Origin of the sequence: Caulobacter vibrioides (assembly GCF_002310375.3) — a bacterium.
In the GTDB taxonomy this organism is placed as follows: domain Bacteria; phylum Pseudomonadota; class Alphaproteobacteria; order Caulobacterales; family Caulobacteraceae; genus Caulobacter; species Caulobacter vibrioides_D.
This window is the reverse complement of sequence record NZ_CP023315.3, coordinates 186,415-210,362: the sequence shown is the minus strand read 5'-3', so window position 1 is coordinate 210,362 and position 23,948 is coordinate 186,415. Positions and strand designations below refer to the sequence as shown.

The following is a 23,948-nucleotide window of genomic DNA, read 5'->3' as shown; positions in this document are numbered from 1 at the left end:
AGGGCCGCGAAAGGCGGAGTGGCGAGATCGAAGACGGGCGTGCTCATGCGCGCATCTGACGCGCGTCGCGCCAGGTTACGCAAGCCGCGTTCAAACCACCGCCGCTAGGGCAGAGGCCGAGATTTCCGGTTTTCATCGATGGCGACGAAGGTGAACACGCCTTCGGTCACCTTGTACGCCTGTTCGCTGTCGCGCGGCCGGCGCCAGGCCTCGACCTGGACCTTCAACGAGGTTCGCCCGGTATGGACCACCCGCGCGAACAGGCTGACCTCGTCACCGACGAACACCGGGCTGATGAAGGTCATGCCGTCGATGGCGATGGTCGCGCAGCGGCCCGCCGCGCGGTGGAACGCGATCGAGGCGGCGGCCAGGTCCATCTGCGAGAGCAGCCAACCGCCGAAGATGTCGCCTTCGGGATTGGTGTCCGACGGCATGGCGATGGCGCGCAACACCGGCGCCTCGTTCGGCCACTCCGCCTTTTCCCAGGCCTTGGCCAGGGTTTCGGCGCGCTGGTCAGCCGGGATATTGCTCACGGAGTCCAAGGCGCGGCCTAGTGACCGCCGGCGCCTTCATAGACGCCCGGCGCGTGCTGTTCGCTCTCGTCACCCTCGCCATTCGTCGCCACGAAGCGACGGTCGCAGTAGGGGCAGTCGACAAAGCCGGCCGCGCCCATCTCGAGCCAGACGCGCGGATGCCCCAAGGCGCCGCCGACGCCGTCACAGGCGATACGGTGCGAGCGGACCGCGATCGTCTCCGGCGCGGGACCGGCGATGGCGGCCGGGTCCATGGCCGTCGGAGCGGTGGCGTTAGCGGGCGTGGTCTTGGCCTTGGCCATATGGGCAATCCCTGAATTCGGAACGCGGCCTTGGCGCGGCGGCGAACGAGGCATACCTATGCGACGCTCAAAGGCGCCGTCAATCGACGCGCGCCTGTTATGACGTTTCCCGGCCCGCCGCCGCCCCGCTTTGGACGCTCCATGGACCTGCCCGCCTACGCCATCGAAGCCGAAGGCCTGTACAAGACCTATGCCGGCACCAAGACCTCGCCGGAGAAGCGGGCCCTGAACGGTATCGACCTGAAGATTCCCCGCGGCTCCATCTTCGGTCTGCTCGGGCCCAACGGCGCGGGCAAGTCGACCTTCATCAACATCCTGGCGGGCCTGGTCCGCAAGAGCTCGGGCACAGTGCGCATCTGGGGCCGCGACATCGACCAGCGGCCGCGCGACGCCCGCGCCGCGATCGGCGTGGTGCCGCAGGAGCTGGCCGCCGACGTGTTCTTCACCCCGCGCGAGTCGCTGGAGGTGCAGGCCGGCTTCTACGGCGTGCCCAAGAACGAGCGCCGCACCGACGAACTGCTGAGCGCCCTGGGCCTGAGCGACAAGGCGGGCGCCTATGTCCGCCAGCTGTCGGGCGGCATGAAGCGTCGTCTGATGGTGGCCAAGGCCATGGTCCACCAGCCGCCGGTGCTGATCCTGGACGAGCCCACCGCCGGGGTCGATGTCGAGCTGCGCCGCCAGCTCTGGCAGTACGTCACCAGCCTCAACGAACTGGGCGTGACCATCGTGCTCACCACCCACTATCTGGAAGAGGCCCAGGAGCTCTGCGACGAGATCGCCATCATCAACCGGGGTGAGGTGGTGGCCTGCGAGCCGACGGCCAAGCTGCTGAGCCGGATGGACAGCCGCAACGTGGTGGTGACGCCCGAAAGCCCCGTGACCGCCGCCCCGGTCCTGGAGGGCTTCGACACCAAGCTGCGCTCGGGCGGCGCCTTCTCGGTCAGCTACCGCACCGGCCAGTCCAGCGTTGAGCAGGTGCTGGCGGCCGTGCGCGCCAGCGGCGTTCACATCAAGGACATCGCCACCGAGGATCCCGATCTGGAAGACGTCTTCGTGGCCCTGACCTACGGCGATCCCAACGCCGCAGATCCGACCAAGGACTGATCACCCGCTCGGCCATCGCCCTGTCGCGACGAAGCGCGCTTGCCAGCCTGGGCGGCGCGCGCCAGCTTCGCAGCCTTCGGGGTGCGACGGGGCGTAAGGACGATGCGGCTGCTTGGATTGATCATGGGCTTGTGGCTGGCGCTGGGCGCGGTGTCGCACGCCCAGCCCGCCAGACCCATCCCGGTCAAGGTCGTGGTCCTGACCACCTTTGAGATCGGCGCGGTCACCGGCGACCGACCCGGTGAGTTCCAGCCCTGGGTCGAGGGGCTGCCGCTCACCGAGACCATCGCGGTTCCCGGCCTCCGCCATCCGGCCCGTTACTCGCCCAAGGACGGCGTGCTGGGCGTCATGACCGACATGCGCGCCCGGGCCCGCGAAAGCGTCGCGGCCCTGCTGCTCGACAAGCGTTTCGACTTCTCCAAGACCTACTGGCTGGTGGCCGGCATCGCCGGCGTCGACCCCAAGGCCGCCTCGATCGGCAGCGCCGCCTGGGCCCGCTATGTCGTCGACGCCGATCCGATCTACGAGGTCGACGATCGCGAGATTCCCGCCGACTGGCCCTACGGCCTCTATGCGCTGGAGACCGAGCGTCCGAACGTCAAGGGCTCGGCCGAGGGCTCCTCGGGCATGGTCTGGGCGCTCAACTGGCGACTGGTCGACTGGGCCTACGGCCTGACCGCCAAGGTCGAGATCCCCGACCATCCCGGCCTGGCCGCCCTGCGCGCCCCTTACGCCGGAGAGCCCAACGCCCAAAGGCCGCCCTTCGTGCTCAAGGGCGAGGCCCTGGGCGCGACCCGGTTCTGGCATGGCGCCAAGCGCACCCAATGGGCGCAGGATTGGGTCAAGCTCTGGACCGACGGCGCCGGGGTCTTTGTCATGACCGACTGCGAGGATCAGGGGATCCTTGACGTGCTCGACCTCTACGCCAAGGCGGGCAGGGTCGACTTCCAGCGCGTGATGGTCCTGCGGACCGCCAGCAACTATTCCCGCCCGCCGCTCGGCGCGCCGGCCTTTCCGCGCGCCTTCCATGACGAGGGCGCGGTGTCCGCATTCGACTCGGCCTATCGTGTCGGATCGGTGGTGGTGCGCGAACTGACCGCCCGCTGGGACCGCTACGAGGCCAACACACCAGACCTGACCGCGATCGGGGGCGCGGCGAAATGATCGAAAAGACCTTCAAGCTATCGGAACAGGGAACCTCGGTGCGCACCGAGGTGCTGGCCGGATTCACTACCTTCCTGACCATGGCCTATATCGTGATCGTCAATCCGGCGATCCTGGGTCAGGCCGGCATGCCCATCGCGGCCGTCGCCGCCGCCACCTGCCTGGCGGCGGGCCTGGGCAGCATCCTGATGGGCGTGATCGCCAACTACCCGATCGCCCTGGCGCCGGGCATGGGCCTCAACGCCTATTTCACCTTCACGGTCGTCAAGGGCATGGGCCTGCCGTGGGAGACGGCGCTGGGCTGCGTGTTCCTGTCGGGCGTGGCGTTCCTGATCCTGACCGTCGCCGGCATCCGCCAGTTGATCGTCGGCGCCATCCCGCGCCCGCTGTTCTCGGCGGTCGCCGCTGGGGTCGGCCTGTTCATCGCCTTCATCGGCCTGAAGGAAGCCGGCATCATCGTCGCCGATCCGGCCACCACCGTCGCTTTGGGCGACCTGACCAAGCCGTCCGCGGCCCTGGCGATCCTGGGCCTCCTGGTGATGGGCGCCCTGATGGCCTGGCGGGTCAAGGGCGCGATCCTGATCGGCATCCTCGTCGCCGCTTGCGCCGCTTGGGCGCTGGGCCTGGCCAAGATCGTCCCCGGCGAGTACGGCTTGGCGGCCCTGACCGCCACGGCGTTCAAGCTCGACGTTCCCGCCGCCCTGCACCTGAACGGCGCCCTGGGCATGGCGCTGGCCGAGGTGATCTTCGTCTTTCTGTTCGTCGACCTGTTCGACAATGTCGGCACCCTGGTGGCGGTGACCAAGAAGGCCGGCCTCGTCCAGCCCGACGGCACGATCCCGCGCCTCAACCGTATTCTCACGGCCGACTCCATCGCCACCATCGGCGGCTCTCTGGCCGGCACCTCGACCGTGGTCAGCTATATCGAGAGCGCCTCGGGCGTGGCGGAAGGCGGGCGCACCGGCCTGACCGCCGTGGTGGTGGGCCTGCTCTTCCTGCTGACCCTGTTCTTCGCCCCCTGGGTCCAGGCGATCCCGGCCGCCGCCACAGCGCCGGCCCTGATCGTCGTCGGCTCGATGATGGTCGGCGCCCTGGCTGACGTCGACTGGGACGACCCGGGCGTAGGCATCCCCGCGTTCCTGACCGTGATCGCCATCCCGCTGACCTTCTCCATCGCCAACGGCCTGGCGTTCGGCATCACCGCCTATGCGGGCCTCACCCTGCTGCGCGGCAAGGCCAAGCCCAAGGACTGGCTGCTGTTTGTGCTGGCCGGCCTGTTCGTCCTGAGGTTCATCTACATGGGAAAGGCGTAATCCCGATCGCGAGACCGTTTGCGCCGGCCTCGCCTTTCGGCTAAGACCCGCTTCCCGCCTCCTTGGTCTCCAAGGCGGTGCGAAGGCACCCGTAGCTCAGCTGGATAGAGCGTTGCCCTCCGAAGGCAAAGGTCACACGTTCGAATCGTGTCGGGTGCGCCAGTTTTCAAAACATCGTTGAAAACGTCGCGATCCCTCTCTAGGGAGCCGCATTTCGATGACGCCGCCCCGGCTTCACCGGCTTGGGGGCGCTGGGGCGACGCTGGGACCGCTGGCGTCGCCGCAAAAGGGCGATTGTCGTGGAAGCGGCTTTGGGCCAAGGCTCATTCTGGCCCTTGCACGAGCAGCCCTTGACCATCGACCAACTCTGGACCGCTTCGGCCCTGATCCTCGCGCCTTTTTTCGGCAGCTTCATCGGGCTGCTGACGCTTCGACTTCCGGCGGATCGCCCCTGGGCGATGTCGCGGTCGACGTGTGACACGTGCAAGCGCCAGCTCGGCGTCATCGACCTTGTTCCGCTGGTCAGCTTCCTCGCGCTGCGGGGGCGATGCAGGACCTGCGGGGCGGCGATACCCTGGCGCTACCTTCTGCTGGAAGGCGGATGCTTGCTGATCGCGCTGTGGAGCGCGCTGGCCTTCTCGGGCGCGACCGTGCTCGTGACGGCGGTCTTTGGCTGGATGCTCCTGTTGATCGCGACGGTCGACGCCGAGCACCTCTGGCTTCCCGACAGGCTGACCCTGCCCTTCGGCGCCCTGGGCGTGATCGCGACTCTGGCGATCGGCGAGGTTCCGATATGGACGCCGCTCGTCGGCGCCGCGGCAGGCTATGGGGGCCTGGCCTTGATCGCCTGGCTCTACAGGAAGGTCCGGGGCTTTGACGGTATGGGCGGCGGCGATCCGCGCCTGCTGGGCGCGATCGGCGCTTGGGTCGGCTGGCAGGGCCTGCCGTCGGTGCTGATCTGGGCCTGCGTCGCCGGCCTCAGCGTGGCGATCGCCCAGGCGCTCGTCCGCCGCCGCTTGGCGGCCGGCCAGCAGCTCCCGTTCGGGACCTTCCTGGCGGTGGGCGCCTGGCTGACCTGGCTTTGGGGCCCGCTCCACGCCCTATGGGGCTGAGGACGAAGCCAGCCGGCCATCGACCGCACGCCGGGCGCCCGTCGCATCGCGCGCGAAGCCGCTGGCGACCAGGCCCTGGATAAGATCCGGATCGGTGGTCGCGACCGCCATCTCCAGCTGGTAGCGGCCATCGCCCTGCACACGTCCGCTCAGCGTCAGGTCCGCGCCCGCGCCCCGGCCGCTGAGGGTCGTTGTCCAGGTGTCGGCGCGGCAGACGGCGACACCGCTGAGGACGGCGCCGCGCAACGGGCCCTCCCCGATCAACCGCAGACGCATCTCGCCCCCGGCCCGCGCGCAGCGTCCGTTTCGAAAAACCGCCGAGACATCGCGCAAGGCGACATCGCCGGTGAGGGGCAGCCCCAGGGCCGCGAGGTCGGCGGACGTGCGCAGATTGAGCCGTTCGACACCCTTTTCGCGGCCGCGCAACAGCAGGACAGCCCGCTGATCCGAACCCGCCTTGACGTGCGTCAGGCCCATACGAATCTGGCCGGTGACCAGCGCGAGGGGATTGAGCCCGCCCTTCCAGGATCCGATCGGGGCGCCGCCGAGCGTGACGTCTTTCAGGCGGCCGTTCCAGACGACCCCGCTCACCCCCGCGGCGCCAAACGCCCCGCCACGGGTCAGGCCGACGGTCAGAAGGCTCATCGGCGCGAACACCACGGTCATGACCAGGGTGGCGACGATCAGGATCACGATCAGCAGCCGGTTGCTCATGGCGCGGCGCGCGCGAAGGTGATCTCCGCCTCCAGCAGACCGTTATCCAGGCGCGAGGCGGTGAAGTCGGTGACCTTGACGCCGCCCTCGCGCTCCAGGCTCGCGGTCCAGGGCAAGAGGATCTTCGAGTCGATGGCGGCGATCCAGATGGTGAAGCGCCCGTTGGCGTCCTGGCGATGGCGCGCGATCGGAAGGCCAACCTTGCTGGCGGCGGCCTCGACCACAGCCTGCGGCGTCGCGCCGCCCGAGGCGGTCGATCGGTTCGCGCCGGCCGCGAGACCTCGCAGCGCGCCCCATTGGATCGACGCCTTTTCAACGCGAGCCTGCGCGGCGTCGGACGCCGCCATCAGCGGCGTCACCACGCCATACCAGCCGAGCACTCCAACGAGCGCCGCTGTCATCACCGCCAGCAGCACCTGCTCGCGTCCCGTGCGCGCCGACCACCAGAGACGGGCGGCTTCCAGTCGTCCGTTCATGGCTTTCTCCTCACGATGAGATCGCTGCTGATCCGCCCGCCCTCGCTGGCGGTGCTCTGTTCGGTCAGTTCCAGGCCCAAGCGCTTGGCGCCCAGGCGCAGCTGATCCATGTCCGAATAGTTGGCGTAGCCGATCGTCGAGCGGATCGCGCCCTCCTCGCCATAGACCAGGGTGTCCAGGGTCACGCCGGGCACGGCCTCGACCATGCTGAGATAGCTGGCCGCGAGCTCGCCAAACCCTTGACCGCTCTGGCCGGCCGCCAAACGGGTGACGGCATAGCCCGCCGCGTCCTCGTAGCGGGAGGCTTGCGGCACGAGCGAAACGGCCAGCTTGGCGGCGCGGCGCTCCAGAGCGCTGGCCGTCCACTGATCATGGGCGATCTGGACGACCAGCAGCAACAGGGGCGAGAGCACCGCCGCCGCCGCCAAGAGCGCCAGGCGCTTTACGCCCTTCTGTTCCCCGGACGAACGGACGGCGAACCGTCCCTGCAGCAGGTTGATGACCGGCGAACGCGCACCGGCGATCAGTTGGATGTCGAGATCCTTGCCGGCGATGTAGCGATGCTCGCGATCCTCGAACAACAGAGCGGCCAGATCGGGATCGGCGCTGAGCGCCCTGCCAGGTTCGCGCAGCGCGAGCCGCCGACCCAACTGGCCCACGACCAGCACGCCGTCCTCGTCTTCGGGCAACAGGAGATAGTCCGGAATGACCGCATCGGCCTTAACGCCATGGGCCTGGGCGGCGTCGAGCCAGCCTTGCAGCGCCTCGCGCGCGGTCCACGCCACGAGGGTGCGGCCAGACGCATCGGCGCCGCCGACGGCGATGTGCAGATCATCGCCCCCGAGGGCCACCTCGTCCTCCAGCCGGAAGGCGGCCGCCGAGCGGGCCTGAGCGGCGCTGCCGAGCGGCAAGTCCATCCAGCGCGCCACGACGTCTTGCCCCGGCGCCACCAGGATCACCGGACCAGCGTCGTCAAGCTGCTCGTCCGGCGCCAGAGCCCGCCGTGTGACCGACAGACCAAAGTCCTGGAGAAGTTGCGCCGGCTCGTCGGGTTCGGCGGGCAGGATCAGAAGGCTGAGCAAGGTCATTCGTCAGGCGTCCAACGTCGGGCGGCCAAGATCACCTTGTTGGCCGACGGCGTTTCGAAGAGGGCGGTCATGAACACCGGCATGTCGGCAAAGACGACTTGGCTGTCCAGGGCGAAGTAGCGGGTGCGAAACTTGATCTGGTCGCGGACCACGTCGCCGGGCGGCGTGGCGACCAGGGCCTGCTGCCCCCAGAACGCTTGAGCGTCGGGCCAGCCCTCGGCGGGGCGGCCAGACAGCACGCGGGCCGCGGTCTCGCGGCCGATGCGCCCCTCGGTCAGCGCCGTCAGCAGCAGCGCGCGCTCAGGCGACAGGGTGTTGACGTTGATCGGCGACAGGTCGGTCGTCGGCAGGGCGCAGACATAGGGGCGAAGCGCCGCATAGACGCCCGGCGTGAAGCCCCGCACCGCCCGAAGCTCGCTCACCTCGGCCAGAGGCCCGCCTGCGGTTCGATAGGGCTGAGCAAGCTGGGCGTAGCCCGGATCCTCGGCGTCGGCGCGGCCGACATCGTTGCTGTCCATCCATTCAGCGAGGTTTTCCGCGAGCTCCGGCCCGCCAGAGACCCCCACCAGGGACAGCAAGGTCGTGAACTGCCGCACCCCCAGCTCGCGCCGGCGGAAGGGCTCGCCCTGATTGGCCTCGACCACGCTATTGAGATTGAAGCAGCCCGTGGCGTCGGTGACCTTGGCCTCCATGCGGCCCTGGTCGATCGGGAAGGCGATCACGCGTCCGTTCCAGCCGCCTTCCAGAGTGGTCTTGGCGGAGTCGCGGTCCATCAGCTGCGCGATGCGCGTGCGGGCCAGTTGCTCGGCGCCCAGGGCGTACCATTGCGCCTGACTGGCGATCCGCGCGTTGAGCGTCCTGCGGACGCCGAACCGGATGTCGTCCAGCACGCCCACCGCGATCACCGAGATCACCGCGACCATCAGCATGACCGTCAGCAGCGCCGCGCCCTTCTCGTGCTCGCGTCTCATCGTCCCTCTCCGGAGGTGAGGAACAGCTGATCGATCTCGCCCAAGTCCTTGAGTTTCACGTTCAGGCGCACGGCGGCGGGAATGTCCGACGTGGCCTCGCCCCGCCAGGTCGGGCGCCAGACGCCGTCGAACAGATAGGCCGACTGGATGCTTTCAACGTCGGTCAACAGCACCTGGGCGGGGCCAAGCCGGGCGCCGTCGAGCGCGGGCCGCGTCCGTCGCTCCAACCGTCCCTCGACGAGCGCATATTCCACATACTGCATCGAGGCGCGGGGCGCCTGATCGGGATTCTCATAGCCGCGCCGCGTAAAGGCCAGCAGAGGGCCGCCCACGACCCAGGGACTGACGCCCGCGAACGCGGTGGGCGCTGGAAGACCATCCTCGCCACGCGTCCTGCGCGTGGCCGCCTGCGAGAGATCGGCCTTCACCAAGGCCCGCATGCGTTGCAGCTCGGCGTAGCGCTCCACCCGAACCCGAACGGCGCCTTGATTGGTCAGCGTCGAGCTCATCACCGCCACGCCCGCAGCGGTGATCAGCGCAAAGATCAGCAGCGCCACCATCATCTCGATCAGGGTGAAGCCCTTCATCGGGCGGCCCTGAATAAGGTCGCCGCCGCCGCCGGCTGGCGGCTGTTGGGCGACATCACAGCGATGTCGACGCGCAGGATCGACGGATCGTCGGTGCGGCTCACCTGACGCGTCCACAGCCAGGGTCGGCCGGCGACGCGTTCGGCCCCGGAAACGCGGCCCAGGGCCGGTGGAATGACGCTGGTGACGGCTTCAATGGCCCGGTTGTCCAAGACCACCTCGGCCAGGATGCGATCCTGCAGGCGGCCGCTGGCGCGGGTGTTCTCGCCCGCGAGATTGAGCAGGGCCAGCACCGCCAGGCTGAAGATCGCCAGAGCGACCAGCAGCTCGATCAGCGTGAAGCCGGCTTCAGAGCGCTTGGGCGGCATGGACGGCAACATTCCCGGCGACGTCGACGCTGACCACATAGCCAGAGCCGCCGCGCCCCAGGGTGAACGCGGCCCCGCTGGCTTGGCCGGTCGGTTCGAAGATCACCGCGTTCTCGCCATCGCGACTCGAGACACGGGTCTCCTCGACCCATGCCGTGGTCACGAACGGCGCCTTGTCCAGCGCGCGCCAATCGCGGCCGTCGCGGATGTCGAAGCGGTAGTCGACGGACGAGACATTGACCCGGACCTGGCGATTGACCAGCAGGGACTCCTCGCGCGCACGCAGCAAGCGGGCGGCGAACCGTGCGCTCTCCTGCGACAGCGACATCCTCCCGTCGGGCAGGGTCAGGATCACTGCGGTGGCCAACAGGCCCATGATCATCAGCACGACCATGAGCTCGACCAGGGTGAACCCGGCCTGCGCGACGCGACGCGCCTTGGCTCGCCTGGTCTCAGCTCCAGTTGCCAATGTCGGCGTCCTTGCCTTCGCCGCCTTCGCGGCCGTCCGCGCCGAACGAGTAGACATCGATCGCGCCGCGCGCGCCGGGCGCGCGATACTGATAGTCGTTGCCCCAAGGGTCCTTGGGCAGACGACGGATGTAGCCGCCTTCCCGATAGCGATCGACCTGGGTCAGGCCGGCCGGCGGGGCCACCAGGGCCTGCAGGCCCTGCTCGGTCGACGGGAAGGCGAAGTTGTCGAGACGATAGCTCTCCAGCGCCTGTTCCAGGACGGAGACATCGGCGCGCGCCTTGCCCTTCATGGCCTTTTCCTGGTTGGGCAGCACGTTGATCGCCACGACCGTGGCCAGCAGGCCCAGGATGACGATGACCACCATCATCTCCACCAGCGTGAAGCCGGCCCGGCGGACCCGGCGGCGTCTCGTCTCGGGGTCGAGGTTCGGCATGACTTGGCTTCCTAGTTCAAGGCAAGATTGTTGATCTGGAGGATCGGCAGCAGGATCGACAGCACGATCGTGGCCACCACGCCGCCCAGCAGCACGATGATGGCCGGCTCCAGCAGGCTGAGCAGCGTGGCGGTGAAGGTCTCGAACTCGCGTTCCAGATAGTCAGCCGCGCGCATCAACATCGCCTCGACCCGTCCGCTGCTCTCGCCGCTGGCCGTCATGTAGACCAGCACCGGCGGAAAGACCTCGGCCCGCCGCATGGCGACCGACAGCGCGCCCCCTTCGCGGATGGCGGCGATCATGTCGTCGAGCGCGGCGTGCAGCACGGCGTTGCGCACCGTGCTGGCGGTCAGCATCAGGCCTTCGAGCATCGGCAGGCCGCTGGCGACCATGGTGGCGAGCGTCCTGGCCAGCCGCGCGGCGTGCACGTCGCGGATCAGGCGGCCGATCATCGGCAGGCGCAGCAGCCAGCGATCGACCGCCAGCTTGAAGGGTCGATGACGCAGGGCGCGAAGAAAGGCGAACACGGCGATCACCGCGCTGACGACGATCAACCAGCCAAAGGTCTGCAGACCGGTCGACAGGCCGATCACCAGGCGGGTCAGCAGCGGCAGGGTCTGGCCCATTGAGTCGAACTGCTCGACCACCTTGGGAATGACGAAGACCATCAGGGCCGCAACGACCAGACAGGCGACCACGGCCAGAACGATCGGATAGACCAGGGCCGTGGTGATCTTGGCCCGGACCTGTTGCTGTTGCTCAAGAAGGTCAGCCAGACGGTCCAGGATCGCGGGCAAGGCCCCGGATGACTCGCCGGCCGAGACCATGGCCCGGTAGAGGGGCGGGAAGGCCTTGGCGGGACGGGCCATGGCGTCCGAGAGCCGATAGCCCTCCAGCACGGCGGCGTGAACCTCGCCGATCACCTGCTTCAGTTTCGGCTTGTCGGCCTGCAGGGCGATCGTGCGCAGCGCCTCTTCCAGGGTCGACACCGAGGTCAGCGTCGCCAGCTGGCGCGTGAACATCGATCGGTCCTTGGCGCTCAGACCCTGGCCCCAGGTCAGGCGTCCTGCGGTGACCGGCTTGGCGACGGACGCGATGATCTTGACGGGCGCCAGGCGACGACGTTGCAGCTGATCGGCGGCGGCGGCTTCGTCGACGGCCTTCAGCTGGCCGAGACGGGTGCGGCCGGCGAGGTCCAAGGCCACATAGTCAAAGCTCGCCATCGCGCGCCCCTTGGCCCGTGATCCTGAGCGCCTCCTCAACCGTCGTCAGGCCCGCAAGAATGTATTGCCGCGCTTCCTGACCCAGGCGGCGATCCAGGCCCGCCTCGGTGATCTCCTGCTCGCTGGCGTTACCGCCGATCAGGCGGCGCAGGTGATCGTCGACGCGCAGGGCCTCGTAGACGCCGATCCGCCCCTGATAGCCGGTGTGGCCGCAATGGGCGCAACCCACCGGGCGATACAGGATCTCACCCTCGGGCAGGCCCACCAGGGCCGCTGTCGCCGCGTCCGCCGGCTCTGGCGTGCGGCAATGCTCGCAGAGGCGACGCACCAGGCGCTGGGCGATGACCAGCCGAAGCGTCGAGGCCAACAGGAAGGGCTCGACGCCCATGTCGCGCAGGCGCACCACAGCGCCCGCCGCATCGTTGGTGTGGACTGTCGAGAGGACAAGGTGGCCCGTCAGACTGGCCTGGACGGCGATCTGGGCGGTCTCGGAGTCGCGGATTTCGCCGACCATCACCACGTCGGGATCCTGGCGCAGGATGGCGCGCAGGCCCGCCGCGAAGGTCATGCCGACCTTGGTATTGACCTGGGTTTGGCCAATGCCGTGCACGGCGTATTCGACCGGGTCCTCGATGGTCAGGATGTTGCGGCTGTTGTCGTTCAACACGGCCAGGGCGGCGTAGAGCGTCGTCGTCTTGCCCGAGCCCGTGGGTCCGGTGACCAGGATGATCCCGTGCGGCTCGCGCACGGCGGTCTCCAGCGCGCTCAGCACATCGGGCGACATGCCAAGGTCGGACAGGCGCAGGCCCGCCTGGTCCTTGTCGAGGATCCGCATCACCACCCGCTCGCCCATGCGGGCCGGCAGGGTCGACACACGGACATCCAGGCTCTTGCCGCCGAGGGCGAGCGAGATCCGGCCGTCCTGCGGCACGCGCTTTTCGGCGATGTCCAGCTTGGCCATGACCTTGACCCGCGACACCAGCATGGCGGCGATACGCGGCGACAGGCTGAGCACCTCGGTCAGCACGCCATCGATCCGAAGCCGGACGATGAGGGCCTTTTCGAAGGGCTCGATGTGGATGTCCGAGGCCCCCAGGCGCACGGCCTCGGCGATCAGGCCGTTGATCAGGCGGATGACTGGAGCGTCGTCCTGTGGGTCGAGGAGGTCGGCTGCGGCGGGCATGTCCTCGAGCAGCAGGCCAAGGCCGCCTTCGAGATCCAGGCTGTCGGCGCTCGACGCGGTGGCCAGGCCCGCGCCCGCATAGACCTCAGAGAACTTGCGGTCGAACACCGGGGCCGTCATCGGCTCGATCGCCAACGGCGCGCTGACCGCCCGCCGGATTTCGACCAGCGCCATCGGGTCATAGCCCTCGCGGACGCCGATCACCGCTCGCTCGCCCAGGGACAGCAGGACCACCCCGTTTCGCTTGGCGAAACCGTAGGCGAGCATCGGCGTGGTCATGGCGTCGTCGCCGGCTTCGCGGCGGTCGGCGCGCTGGCGGGCGCAGGCGAAGCGACCGGACGCGCCACATTCAGGTAGTCGCGCATCACCGCGTCGAGGGAGTTGTCGCCATCCGGCGTCGTCATCGGCGGCAGGTTGCGCATGTAGTCATAACGCGGCGCGGTCAGGTTCCGGGCGTCGGCGCTGCTGCGGATGATGCGCGGGCGGATGAAGACCATCAGGTTAGTCTTCTTGCGCTCGCGGGCCGTGCTGCGGAACAGGGCGCCCAGGCCCGGGACGTCGCCCAGGCCGGGGGTGCGCTGGGCCGACTGGGTCTCCTGCTGGTCCAGCAGGCCGCCCAGCACGACGATGTCGCCATCGTCGACCAGGGCCGTGGTCTCGATCTCGCGCTTGTTGATGATCAGTTCGCTGGAGCCGACGCTGACCGGTCCGGCGACGCTGGACACCTCCTGGCGCAGGAAGAGGGTGATGCCGCCGCCGGCGTTGATCTGCGGCTTTACCTCCAGCTGGATGCCGACGTTCTGGCGCTGGATGGTGCGGAACGGGTTGGCGTTGGAGTCGCCCAGCACTTCGCCCGTGGTGATCGGCACTTCCTGGCCGACCAGAATGCGGGCCTCTTCGTTGTCGAGCGTCATGATCGACGGCGTCGACAACAGGTTCGAGCCCGTGTCCTTCTTCACCGCATTGATGATCGCGCCGAACAACGCATCACCGCTGCGGCCGACGACGCCCGAGGTGACGCCCGACGCGGTCAGCAATGAGCTGATGGCCGCATCGCGTATGGACTTCAGTCCCTCACTGTCGGCGCCGCTGGTGGTGGTGGCCGCAGCGCCGACGAGCGGCAGCAGGCTGGGCGTGGCGTTGGTGTAGTTGGTCGCGACGAACGGAATGGTGCCGTTGGTCCCGCCGAGCAGGAACTGCACGCCCAGCTGCTTGGCGGTTCCGTCCGTGACCTCGACAACGATGGCTTCGACCAGCACCTGTTCGCGGCGAATATCCAACTGGCGAATGACCTCCGCCAAGGTGCGTTGGGTTTCGGGCGGCGCGTTGATGATCAGGGCGTTGGCGCCCGGGAACCGCGCGACCGTCGCCTGGGCGCCGTTCGTGGGCGCGACGGCGGCGGCCGGAGTCGCCGTCGAACTCGCCGGCGCCGAGGCGCCCGTCGCGGTCCGCGCGCCGCCTAGACCGCGCGAAGCGCTCGCCGACGTCGAAACGCTCGACTGCCCCACCAACTGCTGCAACACCGGCAGCATCTGTTCGGCGTTGGCGTGGCGCAGGAACACTACGCGCACGTCGTCGCTCGACTCCGCGCGACGATCCAGGTCGGAGATGACGGGCAGCAGGCGCTGAACGGCGTCAGCGTCGCCACGCAGCAGGATCGAATTGCTGCTGTCGACCGGCACGACCGTGACCGCGCCGCGGCCGCTCTTGCCCTCCGCGGCGGGCGTGGAAAGCATGTCGTTCAGCACCTGAGCGATCTCGCGCGCTGAACTATGGGTCAGGGTGACGGTGTGGACAGTCGCCCGATCCTGATCGACCTGGGCCAGAAGCCCGCGAATTCGCCGAACATTGTCGGCGTAGTCCGCCACCACCACGGCCGCGCCGCGCGGATTGGCGACGACCTGCCCCTGGGGCCCGACGAGCGGCTTGAGCATCTCCACGGCGCTGGCCGCGTCCAGGGTGCGCAAACGGAAGACCTCGGTCGCGAACTGGCCGCCGGCGGCCGACGGCTGACGCGCCGCGTTCTCGGACGGCTCGATGCGATAGGCCCCGTTGCCCGCAGGCGTGGCCACGAAGTTGTTGGCCCGCAGCGTCGCCAGAAACACCTCGAACAGCTCTCGGCGGTTCAACGGCCCGTTGCTCGCAACGGTCACCGTGCCCTTGACGCGCGGGTCGATGATGAACGTCGTCCCGGTGGACTTGGCGACATCCTGAATGAAGACACGGATGTCCGCGTCCTGGACGTTCAGCAACTGGGTTTGCGCCACGGCGGGCGCGGGCGGAAGGACGGCGCCGCCCATGACCAGGGCTGCGGCGACGGCGGCCAGAACGGAACGCGACGGATGAACCTTGGTCATTAGGGCTCCGGGAAGGAGAGGGTCGCGCGCGCGCCACCGCGAGAGAGTTCAACATGATCGGCGGCGACGGAAGCCAGGGTGACGCCGTCGGCGACGGCCTCGCCGACCGCATAGGACTTCTGCACGCCGTCGGGCCCGGCGATGATCGCGGACCCGCCGCCGACGCCTCCGGTCCGTACGCCAAACAGGCGGAAGCCCTCGATGGCCGAGCCGCCCGCTCCGCGCGCCGCGCCAAAGGCGTCGAAGCGCGCCAGCACGCTGAGATCCACGGGCGGTCGGGGCGACTTGGCGGGCGTAGAGACGGCGCTGACGGGCGCTGCGAAGGTCCAGACCAGCCGCGCAGCCTGTCCGGCCAGCACGAGGACGAGCACGACCTCAAGCGCGAGGATGATCCTGCGACCCGGCAGACGGTGAAGGTCAAGGAATGACAAGGGGGCCCGCCAAAGGATCGCTTACAGCCCAAGCGATTTAGCGCGCCCGCACCGCAGTTCTGCGACGCTTCAGCTACAAAAATGTGACAAAAACTCTCTACCCGGATGATCCAGGGCCCGAGAGACGCCGAGCGATACGACGTCATGAGCCGGCCGAGAGGGTGAAAACCCCTCTCGGCCAGACATCTTAGAACTTGGCGGAAGCGCCGATCGAGAAGAACCGACCCACGTCATACGTATTGACGTCGATGCGGTTCTTGCCGGCCTTCTGATACTCTTCGTAGCCGACGCCGGTCAGGTTGCGCGCTTCGAACTTCAGTTCGATTTCACGACCCCACAGCTCCAGCCCCTGGCGCGCGACGAAGTCGATGCGCGTGCCCGGATAGGCCTCGACGTCCGGCTGGCCGCTGTTGACCAGACCCCGGCTGGTGACCCGCTTGCTCGCGTAGTTGATCAGCAGCGTCTGTTGCGAAAGGCCCTCGGTGTCTTCGAGGCCCAGTTGCAGATTGACCACGTGATCCGATTGACCCGTCAGCGGGGCGCCGTCGGTGAAGTAGTCGGTCGCCTTCGTCGAGTTCGCGGCGAAGACCGCCACGGTGTCGCCGGCCGAAACCTGGAGCTCAGACTTCGAGTAGGTGTAGTTGGCGATCGCCACGAAGCGACGGTTCGCCCAGAAGTCACCCTTAAAGTCCGACAGGTCGAAGTACTTCTGAACCTCGAACTCGGCGCCATAGAGCTTGGCCTTGGGCGCGTTGGCGAAGCTGGTCGACAGATCGCTGCCAGAGACATAGCTCTCGATCGGACGATCGATCGTCTTATAGAACCCGGCCACCGTCAGACGCTGATCGCTGGCGAAGTACCACTCGTAGCGACCTTCGAAGTTGGTCAGTTCACTGTCGCTGAGCAGCGGGTTGCCGCGATACATGCGGTTGCTGTCCGGGTCGAAGTAGAACTGGTAGATCAGCTCGCGGAACTGCGGACGCGCGATGGTCTTGGATGCGCTCAGGCGAACCTGCGAGTCGGTGATCCCCCGCCAGGTGGCGGTGGCGGCCGGCAGCCAGTAGTTCTCGTTCAAGCGCGTCGAAGCGAGCGAGGCGCCCGGCGTCTTGAAGACTTCGAGCGGGGCGACCTTCTGGCGAGCGGTCTCGTAGCGGACGCCGACGTCAAAATCGAGATCGCCAAAGACCGTGCCGTTCAGCTTGCCGTAGGCTGCGTGGTTCTGCAGCTGGGCGCTGAAGGCCGGGTTGCCTTCGTTCGTATCGACCAGAGCGATGTTGAAGTTCTTGATGATGGCCGGGGCCAGCAACAGGTCGGGACGCAGCATGTCGACGCCGCGCGGGAAGCTGTTCGGCGCCTGGAACTGGAAGTCGCGGCGCGAGCTCTCACGATCGGTGTGCACGTAAGCATAGCCGACCGTCGCGGCGAAGCCCGGGGCCAGCTTGTAGGTGGCGTCGACGCCGCCCGACCACAGATCTTCGTCCAGATCCGAGTAGCTGATCCGCGCGTCGCCGCCGTTACCGTTGTTCAGGCGGTTGACGAAATACTGGCCGAACGGGTCCGCAGACGTGTTGGTGCGGACATATTCCAGCGACAGCTCGGCCGGAGCCTCACGTTGAGTGTTCGCGTAGCTGGCCCGCACATCGACATTCAGCTTCGGGGTCAGCTTGAACTCGCCAACCAGCTGCGTGTTCAGCAACTGGCGCTCGAACCAGCCGGTGTTCTGCTGCATGAAGTCGACGTTCGTGCCGCCGCGCTTGCCCAGGGCCAGGCGCGTGTTCTTGATCGTGTCGTGGACGTAGAGGTTGGTCCAGCGGATCTTGTTCTCGCCAAAGCCCAGCGCGGCGCCGAACAGGCCGTTCAGCACCATCCGATTGTCGGTGCTGACGCGGCGGAAATCCGTTTCCTTGTCCGCAAGATCGCTGTTCAGCGAGCTCTGGCTCTGCGCATCGCGCGTGGTCCAGCGATTGCTGAAACCGACCGTGGCGATCACGCCGAAGTCGACCGAGTCGAGATCGAACGGCTTGGCGGCGGTGATGTCCAACCCATAGTTGACCGGCAGATGGTTCCACTTCTGAACCACGCCGTTGCGGGCGTTGACCAGCTGACCGGCGATCGCGGCGGTATCGACCTTGCCCGAGCTGATGCGCTCGCCGCTGGCGAGGAACGCAGCCAGGGCCGAAGGCGTATCGCGGTTGCCGTTGTCAAAGCCGGTCCAGTCGGACTTGCTGCCGTAATAATCGTAGCCGAGTTGGTTGGTGGTCTCGGTGTCGCCAGAAACCGACCCACCGATGCTGATGAAACCCTCGTTCGGGATCGACTTGGTGGTCAGGTTGATCACACCACCGCCAAATTCGCCCGGGAAGTTCGCCGAATAGCTCTTTTGAACCAGCGTGGAGGCGATGACGCGGCTGGGGAACAGGTCCAGCGGCACGACGCGCTTCAGAGGCTCGGGGCTCGGCAGCTGCGAACCGTTCAGCAGCGCCAGCGAGTAGCGATCGCCCAGACCGCGGACGTAAACATAACCGTTGCCCACCAGCGTTATGCCCGTCACGCGGGTCAGAGCGCCGGCGATGTTGCCTTCGCCGGTGCGCGCGATTTCCGCCGTGCTCAGCACCGAGACGACCTGCGAGCCGGTGCGGACAACGTTACCCGAGCGGTTCGCGGTGATCACCACCGCGTCGACCATGCCGGGGATCGAGACTTCGGTTTGCGGGAAATCCGATTGCGCCGGAGCCGCCGCAGCGGCGGGCTTGGCGGCCTCTTCCGCCGCAGGGGCGGTCTGCGCCAAAGCCCAGGAAGGCATTGAGAGCGCGGTCGAAAGAAGCAACAGAGAGGTTAGCCGACGCGTGATCATATCCGATCCCCCCGGGGAGTTAGGCAGGTAAAAATGGGGGGCAGCCGTGTTCCAGCCGCCCCCCGCTTCGACGAAGTCGCGTCGTCTTAGTTGGTCGGCAGCGACGTGCAGGCGGTGCTGGTCGAACCGAAGTTCGCCGCAGCGCTGTTGCAGGTCCAGCCAGCCCACCAGGTGTCGTTGCTGTCACGGACAGCGCCGATGTAGGTGGTCGGGCTGAAGAACGCGCCCAGGCCCGTCACGTTGAACACCGCGACCTGCAGTTCGTTCGCACCGTTGATGAAGCCGCTCAGCGTCGACGTGAAGGCGTCGATGTTGTTGTTGCCGCCCGGACCGAACAGCGACTGGACGGTCGTGGCGTTATACGAGCCGCTACCGAGGTACTTGGTGGCGTTACAGGTCATGACGAACGAGCGCGCGATCAGCGTAGCGGGCGCGGCGCCCGAACCGTTCATGCGCAGGCATTCGTTGTTCGGCGACAGGATGACGCTGTTGGCAATCGTCGTGTCCGAGTTACCACGCAGCAGGATCGAGGCCAGATCGTTGGCTTCGTTGTTGCTGCTGACCTGACGCTGGATCATCGTGAAGTTCGAGATGCGCAGCGTTTGGCGCGGGGTCTCGGTTTCACGACCGTTGCTGTCGATTTCCAGCAGAGCGTCGCCGGCGCCGTCGCGCTGGATCAGCAGGCCGTACTGGAAGTCGCCGGTCATGCCGACGTCCGAGTCGAAGCTGTCATCGTCAGCGCCGACCGAAACGTAGTACTTCATGCTCGGCTTGCCGCCGAAGAACTCAACGCCGTCATCCGAGCTGTTGTAGCTTTGGATGTGGCTCAGCACGGTGCCGCTGCCCACGCCCGACGGCGTCAGCGATTGCAGTTCGACGTTGGCGCCCAGCACGTAACCCGAGTAGCGGATCTGGACGTAGCGCATGGTGCCGCTGTTGTCGGCGTCGTCCGCGCCGCCGAACAGGGCCGGATCGGCCGCGCCTTCGGTCTGACGCTCGCAGGTGCCCGCAGCGGTCGAACCGGTGCTGCAGTCGGTAACCCGCGCGCGGCCCAGCAGCACGATGCCGCCCCATTGGCCTTGCGAGGTTTCGGTGTTCAGGCCCAGGACGTTGTCACGGCTGGTGAACACGATCGGACGCGTGGCGGTGCCGACGGCGTTGATCTTGTTGCCGCGGTTGACGGCCATCCAGGACACGCCCGTGCCGCCGTAGACGATGACGCCCGGCTCGATCGTCAGCGTGACGTTCGAGTCAGCGGCCGTCCGCGTGAAGCCGCCGTCGGTGCCGACGTCGACACGGCCAGCCATCTGGTACAGCAGGCCCGAAATCTTCGGCAGGGTGATCGAGCGGTTGATGCGCGAGGGCAGGGTGCACACGCGCCACGTGCCCGTCGGGCCCGTGATCGTGCCGTCATCCTTCAGACCTTGCGGGTCGGCGATCGTCGGGCAGCCCGAGGCCGGCGTCACGGCCGTCGGCGTGGTCGGCGTCGTCGGGGTGGTCGGCGTCGTCGGCGTGGTCGGCGTCGTCGGGTTGTTGATGGTGACGTTGCCGCCGGTTCCCGGCGACGCGATGTCGTCCGAGCCGCAGCCAGCCAGCGCCATGGCGGCGCAGCTCATGAGGATTAGGTTTCTATACAGCTTCACAGGAGCCCCTCTGGTTTCTCAAGCCGCGACGAACGCAGGCGGTCACGCCTCCGAGGCTGTTTAGTCGGCAATTGTGACAGTTTTTGCGGAATAGCCGGAGCGCTCTATACGCTTGGCTTTGTGATGTCCGATTCAAAAGACTCTGAAAACATCTCTGGCGAGAGTCTAAAAGACAATAATTCGCCTAAGCTATGCTGTGCGCGTTGAATCGAGCCTCGTCTTTTTTCACAGAAATAAGACAGATTTTTGAAGGCCGCGAATTGGACCGATATCGCGGATGCAATCATGGCGCGCATCCCAGTTGAGAAGGGCGCGCAGCAGGCTTTTGACGCCTGACAGATCCAGATTAATCAGTATAGAGACAATTTCATCTTGCCCTTGTTTACCGATCATCGGGCGAGGCCCGCGCGGCTCCTCTAGACGGGGCGTCGCCCTTTTTGAACTTCCCTTGCCCGAGGCTTGACCCGTCTGCGGAGGCCGGGAAGTCCGCCCGGGGCTAGCCGGGCGCTATGGAATAGCGAGCCGCCGACTGACTGGTCGTCCGGACCAGGGCCCCGGTGACAGAGCACTTCGGCCGACGATCACGCCTCAACGCTGTCGACGGCCGACAAACAAAAAGGCCCGACGTTTCCGCCGGACCTTTGCACATTGGGTTTTCTCGTCAGGATCAGAAGAAGCGCTCGCCGATCCGGATCGTGTCGCCAGGCGCCACCAAGGTCGAGGGCGTCAGTTCGCCCTTAACTTCCGACGTTGCGCCATTGCGTTTGATGAAAACGTTCTTCTTATCGGCCCGGTAGGTGAAGCCGCCCGCCGTCGCCACAGCGTTCTGGACCGTCAGGCCAGAGGTGTAGGGGTAGGTGCCCGGCTTCTCGACTTCGCCCAGGATGTAAAACGGGCGGAAGGTCAGCACTTCGGCGCTGACGCGCGGGTCCTTCAGATAGCCATCCTTCAGCTTGTCCTGGACCGCCGACTGGAACTGGCCGACGGTCATGCCGCCGACCTTGATCTCGCCAATCAGGGGCAAGGACATCAGCCCGCTGCCGGCTACGAAGAACTCGCCCGACAGCGATTCCTCGCCATACACAGTGACCCGAACCTTGTCGCCCGGGCCCAGCAGATAGTCTATCGCCTGCGCCGCGCCCGTCACGGGCGCGGGTTCGGAGCCGACCTGGGCATGAGCCATGCCGCTCGACGTCGATACCATCATGAAAACCACGGCCGCCCACATGGCGAACACGCGCGAGAGTTTCGAAAAACCGATCATGGAATAGCGTCTCATCTAGGACTTGTCAGACCTGGAAATTGCAATGCCACATCGCACGTGACCGCGCGATGAACAAGACGAACTCTAAGCCGCACGCGCCTTACTAAATTGAATGATCTTGGGCTCACCCCCATCAAGTCTCACAGCGGTCAGCACGCCCGTGGCGTAGGCGCCCGTATCGACATTGATGCGTTGCCGGCCGACGAACACCTCCTCGACCGGTGTGTGGCCGTGAACGACGGTGGCCCTCAATCCGTGGGCGTTGTCGAGGAAGTCGTTGCGGATCCACAGGAGATCCGCAGCGACCTGCCGCTCGAGCGGCAGGCCCGGCCGCACGCCGGCGTGCACGAAGACATAGTCGCCATAGACGGCCATCAGCTCCAACCGGCGTAGAAATTGCTCATGCCGGGGCGGCAAGGCCGCCCGGAAGGCCACGCGGGTCTGCTCCCAGACTTCCAGCTCCACCCGGCCCACGGGGCGCTGGACGCCATAGGACGCCATGGTCTCGCCGCCGCCGTACTCCACCCACGACGGGCCGGCCTGCGGATCATCGAGGAAATGCAGCAGGGTTTCCTCGTGATTGCCCATCAGGGCGCGAAGCTCGAAATGCCCCTCCGCCGCCTGGCCGCTCAGAGCGATGAGGCGATCGATCACGCCAGCGGACTGCGCGCCACGGTCCACATAGTCGCCAAGCATGACCAGGACCGGCGGATCCTGCCGCCCGAGGGTGCTGTAGTCCTCGGTCATCCGCGCGATCAGACCGTCCAAGAGGTCTAATCGTCCATGCACGTCGCCAACGGCGTAAAGCACCCGCCCGTCGGTGGAGACCGGGCGGCGCTCTTTCTGCTTGGGACGGAACAGGGCCTTGAACATCGAACTCGCCACGCAAGCGACCCGAGGTCGCCGAAGGACTAAGCCTGCATTTTACCCCGAGGGCGCATCAGCGTTCAACCGAAAGCCGACGCGTTAACCTACAATTCATCACAATCTTTTCCGGCCAATTTACCAAGTAAATTCGAGTTTTGTTTTGGTAAATATTCAATTCATTACAGTCTAACACATAGATTATACCATCTAAATTCAGCTCATTTTCGGACCCCGCATGAATACTGACCTCACGAACACAGCGAGGTCAGCATGTTCAAGGCGCGAAACATTGTTATCGGACTCATCAGCGCCGCTGCGTTGATGACCGGTGTCCAAGCCAAGGCCGGCGACATGCCGTTCATGCCGCGCGGTCACGGTGTCGTCGCGCCGGTGGGCTTCGCCGACCTTTGCCGCCGGGATGTCGAGACCTGCGGCCTCCCCGCCACCCAACTGGCTTTCCTCCGCTCGCAAACCCGCCAGACTCTGGCGCCGACCTCGTCCATGGGCCTGTCGCCGGCGCGCGTGTTCACGACTTCCGCTGCCGGGGAGGACGTAGAGGCCACCGAGGTCAAGCTTGTGTCGGTGGAGACCATCGAGGCGGTTACGCTCGGCCCGATCGAGGACTTCGTGGCCGCGGGTCACGCCCGCGCCTTCACGCCGATCGAGAAAGCCGAGACCGTGCTGACCTGGTTCGACACTCAGGAACGCGACCAGTTGAAGCTGCTGAACAGGATCAACCAGCAGGTCAATCGCGCGGTGAAGAAGGCCAACGATAGCGATCTGTACGGTCAGGAAGAGTATTGGGCGCTGCCTCGCCTGGTCGATGGCAAGCTCTATGGCGATTGCGAAGATTTCGCCCTGGAGAAGCGCCGCCAGCTGATCGCCGCCGGCGTTCCGGAGTCGACCCTCTCGCTCGCCGTCGCGGTCACGGCGCGGGGCGAGGGCCACGCGGTGTTGATGGTTTCCACCAAGAGCGGCGATTGGGTGCTCGACAACCTTACGCCTTGGGCCACGCCCTGGTCGGACCTGAACTATCAGTGGGTGCAGCGCCAGGTGCCGGGCACAGGCCTTTGGACGAGCATCGCTTAAGCAGCGCGCACCGCCGAAACGCCGCCGAACAAGTTTCAACCCCGAGCCAGCGGCTCGGGGTTTGTCGTTGTCTGAACCAAGGTCTGGACAGCAAAACACCCGCTCCGTTGACGGAGCGGGTGTTTTGAAGCGCGGTGGACCCTAGGGTTTCCGGGAGATCAGATAAGGCGCATCACGCCGAAGACCAGCAGGGCCCAAAGACCCGAGGACAACCCCGCAGCCAGACCAAGGCCCACCAGCGGGGCGAAGCGCTTCCGGGGCGGGCCAGCGGACGCCACGTGGGCGAAGGACATTTCAGCGTCGATCATCAGACAGCACTCCTGCTGGCTGCCGATCTAAAGTCAGCGCCGCTAAAGACGCGTGAAAGAATACGGTCTATCGCGCGTTAACACTTTTGAGA

Annotated in this window: 25 protein-coding genes and 1 tRNA gene; 6 read left to right on the top strand and 20 right to left on the bottom strand. The window is 66.7% G+C overall.

Features of this window, described 5'->3' with window-relative positions:
- Positions 1 to 104: 104 nt before the first annotated feature.
- Both CA606_RS00995 and CA606_RS00990 read right to left on the bottom strand, forming a co-directional pair.
- Positions 105 to 452: an acyl-CoA thioesterase gene (locus CA606_RS00995; RefSeq protein WP_423752949.1), complete on the bottom strand. Its 348-nt coding sequence runs from the start codon at positions 450 to 452 to the stop codon at positions 105 to 107.
- Between the two features lie 98 nt (positions 453 to 550).
- Positions 551 to 835 carry a zinc-finger domain-containing protein gene (locus tag CA606_RS00990; RefSeq protein ID WP_096052809.1) on the bottom strand — a complete coding sequence of 95 codons (285 nt, stop codon included), beginning with the start codon at positions 833 to 835 and terminating at the stop codon, positions 551 to 553.
- Positions 836 to 976: 141 nt separating this feature from the next.
- Between CA606_RS00990 and CA606_RS00985 the strand changes: the two genes are divergently transcribed.
- From CA606_RS00985 to CA606_RS00965, 5 genes are all read left to right on the top strand, one after another.
- Positions 977 to 1,939 carry an ABC transporter ATP-binding protein gene (locus tag CA606_RS00985; protein ID WP_096053918.1) on the top strand — a complete coding sequence of 321 codons (963 nt, stop codon included), beginning with the start codon at positions 977 to 979 and terminating at the stop codon, positions 1,937 to 1,939.
- An 81-nt stretch (positions 1,940 to 2,020) separates the two neighbouring features.
- Positions 2,021 to 3,103, top strand: coding sequence for a purine nucleoside permease (locus CA606_RS00980; RefSeq protein WP_096053919.1), 1,083 nt, complete (start codon positions 2,021 to 2,023; stop codon positions 3,101 to 3,103).
- Complete coding sequence (locus tag CA606_RS00975; RefSeq protein WP_096052810.1) at positions 3,100 to 4,416, top strand: NCS2 family permease; 1,317 nt, start codon at positions 3,100 to 3,102, stop codon at positions 4,414 to 4,416. Before CA606_RS00980 ends, CA606_RS00975 begins: the two co-directional genes overlap by 4 nt.
- A gap of 85 nt (positions 4,417 to 4,501) precedes the next feature.
- Positions 4,502 to 4,578, top strand: a tRNA-Arg gene (locus tag CA606_RS00970).
- Between the two features lie 188 nt (positions 4,579 to 4,766).
- Complete coding sequence (locus CA606_RS00965) at positions 4,767 to 5,528, top strand: prepilin peptidase (RefSeq protein ID WP_096052811.1); 762 nt, start codon at positions 4,767 to 4,769, stop codon at positions 5,526 to 5,528.
- Here CA606_RS00965 and gspN read toward each other — a convergent pair.
- From gspN to CA606_RS00880, 17 genes are all read right to left on the bottom strand, one after another.
- Complete coding sequence (gene gspN, locus CA606_RS00960) at positions 5,517 to 6,242, bottom strand: type II secretion system protein N (protein WP_096052812.1); 726 nt, start codon at positions 6,240 to 6,242, stop codon at positions 5,517 to 5,519. The genes CA606_RS00965 and gspN overlap by 12 nt on opposite strands.
- Complete coding sequence (locus CA606_RS00955; protein ID WP_096052813.1) at positions 6,239 to 6,718, bottom strand: type II secretion system protein M; 480 nt, start codon at positions 6,716 to 6,718, stop codon at positions 6,239 to 6,241. The genes gspN and CA606_RS00955 overlap by 4 nt, the downstream gene beginning before the upstream one ends.
- Entirely contained in the window at positions 6,715 to 7,806 is a 1,092-nt protein-coding gene (gene gspL / locus CA606_RS00950) for a type II secretion system protein GspL (protein ID WP_096052814.1), read from the bottom strand. Before gspL ends, CA606_RS00955 begins: the two co-directional genes overlap by 4 nt.
- On the bottom strand, positions 7,803 to 8,777 hold the full coding sequence (gene gspK, locus CA606_RS00945) for a type II secretion system minor pseudopilin GspK (RefSeq protein WP_096052815.1): 975 nt from the start codon (positions 8,775 to 8,777) through the stop codon (positions 7,803 to 7,805). Before gspK ends, gspL begins: the two co-directional genes overlap by 4 nt.
- On the bottom strand, positions 8,774 to 9,364 hold the full coding sequence (gspJ, locus tag CA606_RS00940) for a type II secretion system minor pseudopilin GspJ (RefSeq protein ID WP_096052816.1): 591 nt from the start codon (positions 9,362 to 9,364) through the stop codon (positions 8,774 to 8,776). The genes gspK and gspJ overlap by 4 nt, the downstream gene beginning before the upstream one ends.
- On the bottom strand, positions 9,361 to 9,744 hold the full coding sequence (gene gspI, locus CA606_RS00935; RefSeq protein ID WP_096052817.1) for a type II secretion system minor pseudopilin GspI: 384 nt from the start codon (positions 9,742 to 9,744) through the stop codon (positions 9,361 to 9,363). Before gspI ends, gspJ begins: the two co-directional genes overlap by 4 nt.
- Entirely contained in the window at positions 9,713 to 10,201 is a 489-nt protein-coding gene (locus CA606_RS00930; RefSeq protein WP_181242725.1) for a GspH/FimT family pseudopilin, read from the bottom strand. The genes gspI and CA606_RS00930 overlap by 32 nt, the downstream gene beginning before the upstream one ends.
- Positions 10,185 to 10,637: a type II secretion system major pseudopilin GspG gene (gene gspG / locus CA606_RS00925; RefSeq protein ID WP_096052818.1), complete on the bottom strand. Its 453-nt coding sequence runs from the start codon at positions 10,635 to 10,637 to the stop codon at positions 10,185 to 10,187. The genes CA606_RS00930 and gspG overlap by 17 nt, the downstream gene beginning before the upstream one ends.
- Positions 10,638 to 10,648: 11 nt before the next feature.
- A complete protein-coding gene (gspF, locus tag CA606_RS00920; protein ID WP_096052819.1) occupies positions 10,649 to 11,860 on the bottom strand; it encodes a type II secretion system inner membrane protein GspF in 1,212 nt (403 codons plus the stop codon).
- Positions 11,847 to 13,322, bottom strand: a complete 1,476-nt coding sequence (gspE, locus tag CA606_RS00915) for a type II secretion system ATPase GspE (RefSeq protein WP_096052820.1) — start codon at positions 13,320 to 13,322, stop codon at positions 11,847 to 11,849. Before gspE ends, gspF begins: the two co-directional genes overlap by 14 nt.
- Positions 13,319 to 15,400 (bottom strand): type II secretion system secretin GspD, encoded by a 2,082-nt coding sequence (gene gspD, locus CA606_RS00910; protein ID WP_096052821.1) that lies wholly within the window; start codon positions 15,398 to 15,400, stop codon positions 13,319 to 13,321. The genes gspE and gspD overlap by 4 nt, the downstream gene beginning before the upstream one ends.
- On the bottom strand, positions 15,400 to 15,831 hold the full coding sequence (locus CA606_RS00905; RefSeq protein ID WP_096052822.1) for a type II secretion system protein N: 432 nt from the start codon (positions 15,829 to 15,831) through the stop codon (positions 15,400 to 15,402). The genes gspD and CA606_RS00905 overlap by 1 nt, the downstream gene beginning before the upstream one ends.
- A gap of 187 nt (positions 15,832 to 16,018) precedes the next feature.
- Positions 16,019 to 18,685 carry a TonB-dependent receptor domain-containing protein gene (locus CA606_RS00900; protein WP_096052823.1) on the bottom strand — a complete coding sequence of 889 codons (2,667 nt, stop codon included), beginning with the start codon at positions 18,683 to 18,685 and terminating at the stop codon, positions 16,019 to 16,021.
- 86 nt (positions 18,686 to 18,771) lie between these two features.
- Complete coding sequence (locus tag CA606_RS00895) at positions 18,772 to 20,328, bottom strand: hypothetical protein (protein ID WP_096052824.1); 1,557 nt, start codon at positions 20,326 to 20,328, stop codon at positions 18,772 to 18,774.
- A 225-nt stretch (positions 20,329 to 20,553) separates the two neighbouring features.
- On the bottom strand, positions 20,554 to 20,721 hold the full coding sequence (locus CA606_RS00890) for a hypothetical protein (RefSeq protein ID WP_181242724.1): 168 nt from the start codon (positions 20,719 to 20,721) through the stop codon (positions 20,554 to 20,556).
- A 274-nt stretch (positions 20,722 to 20,995) separates the two neighbouring features.
- On the bottom strand, positions 20,996 to 21,592 hold the full coding sequence (locus tag CA606_RS00885) for a polysaccharide biosynthesis/export family protein (protein ID WP_096052825.1): 597 nt from the start codon (positions 21,590 to 21,592) through the stop codon (positions 20,996 to 20,998).
- A gap of 84 nt (positions 21,593 to 21,676) precedes the next feature.
- Complete coding sequence (locus CA606_RS00880; RefSeq protein ID WP_096052826.1) at positions 21,677 to 22,465, bottom strand: metallophosphoesterase family protein; 789 nt, start codon at positions 22,463 to 22,465, stop codon at positions 21,677 to 21,679.
- Positions 22,466 to 22,729: 264 nt separating this feature from the next.
- Here CA606_RS00880 and CA606_RS00875 point away from each other — a divergent pair, with 264 nt between their 5' ends.
- Complete coding sequence (locus CA606_RS00875) at positions 22,730 to 23,548, top strand: transglutaminase-like cysteine peptidase (protein ID WP_096052827.1); 819 nt, start codon at positions 22,730 to 22,732, stop codon at positions 23,546 to 23,548.
- Between the two features lie 158 nt (positions 23,549 to 23,706).
- On the opposite strand, the gene CA606_RS00870 is transcribed toward CA606_RS00875, so the two are convergent.
- A complete protein-coding gene (locus tag CA606_RS00870) occupies positions 23,707 to 23,856 on the bottom strand; it encodes a hypothetical protein (RefSeq protein WP_181242723.1) in 150 nt (49 codons plus the stop codon).
- Between the last annotated feature and the right edge of the window lie 92 nt (positions 23,857 to 23,948).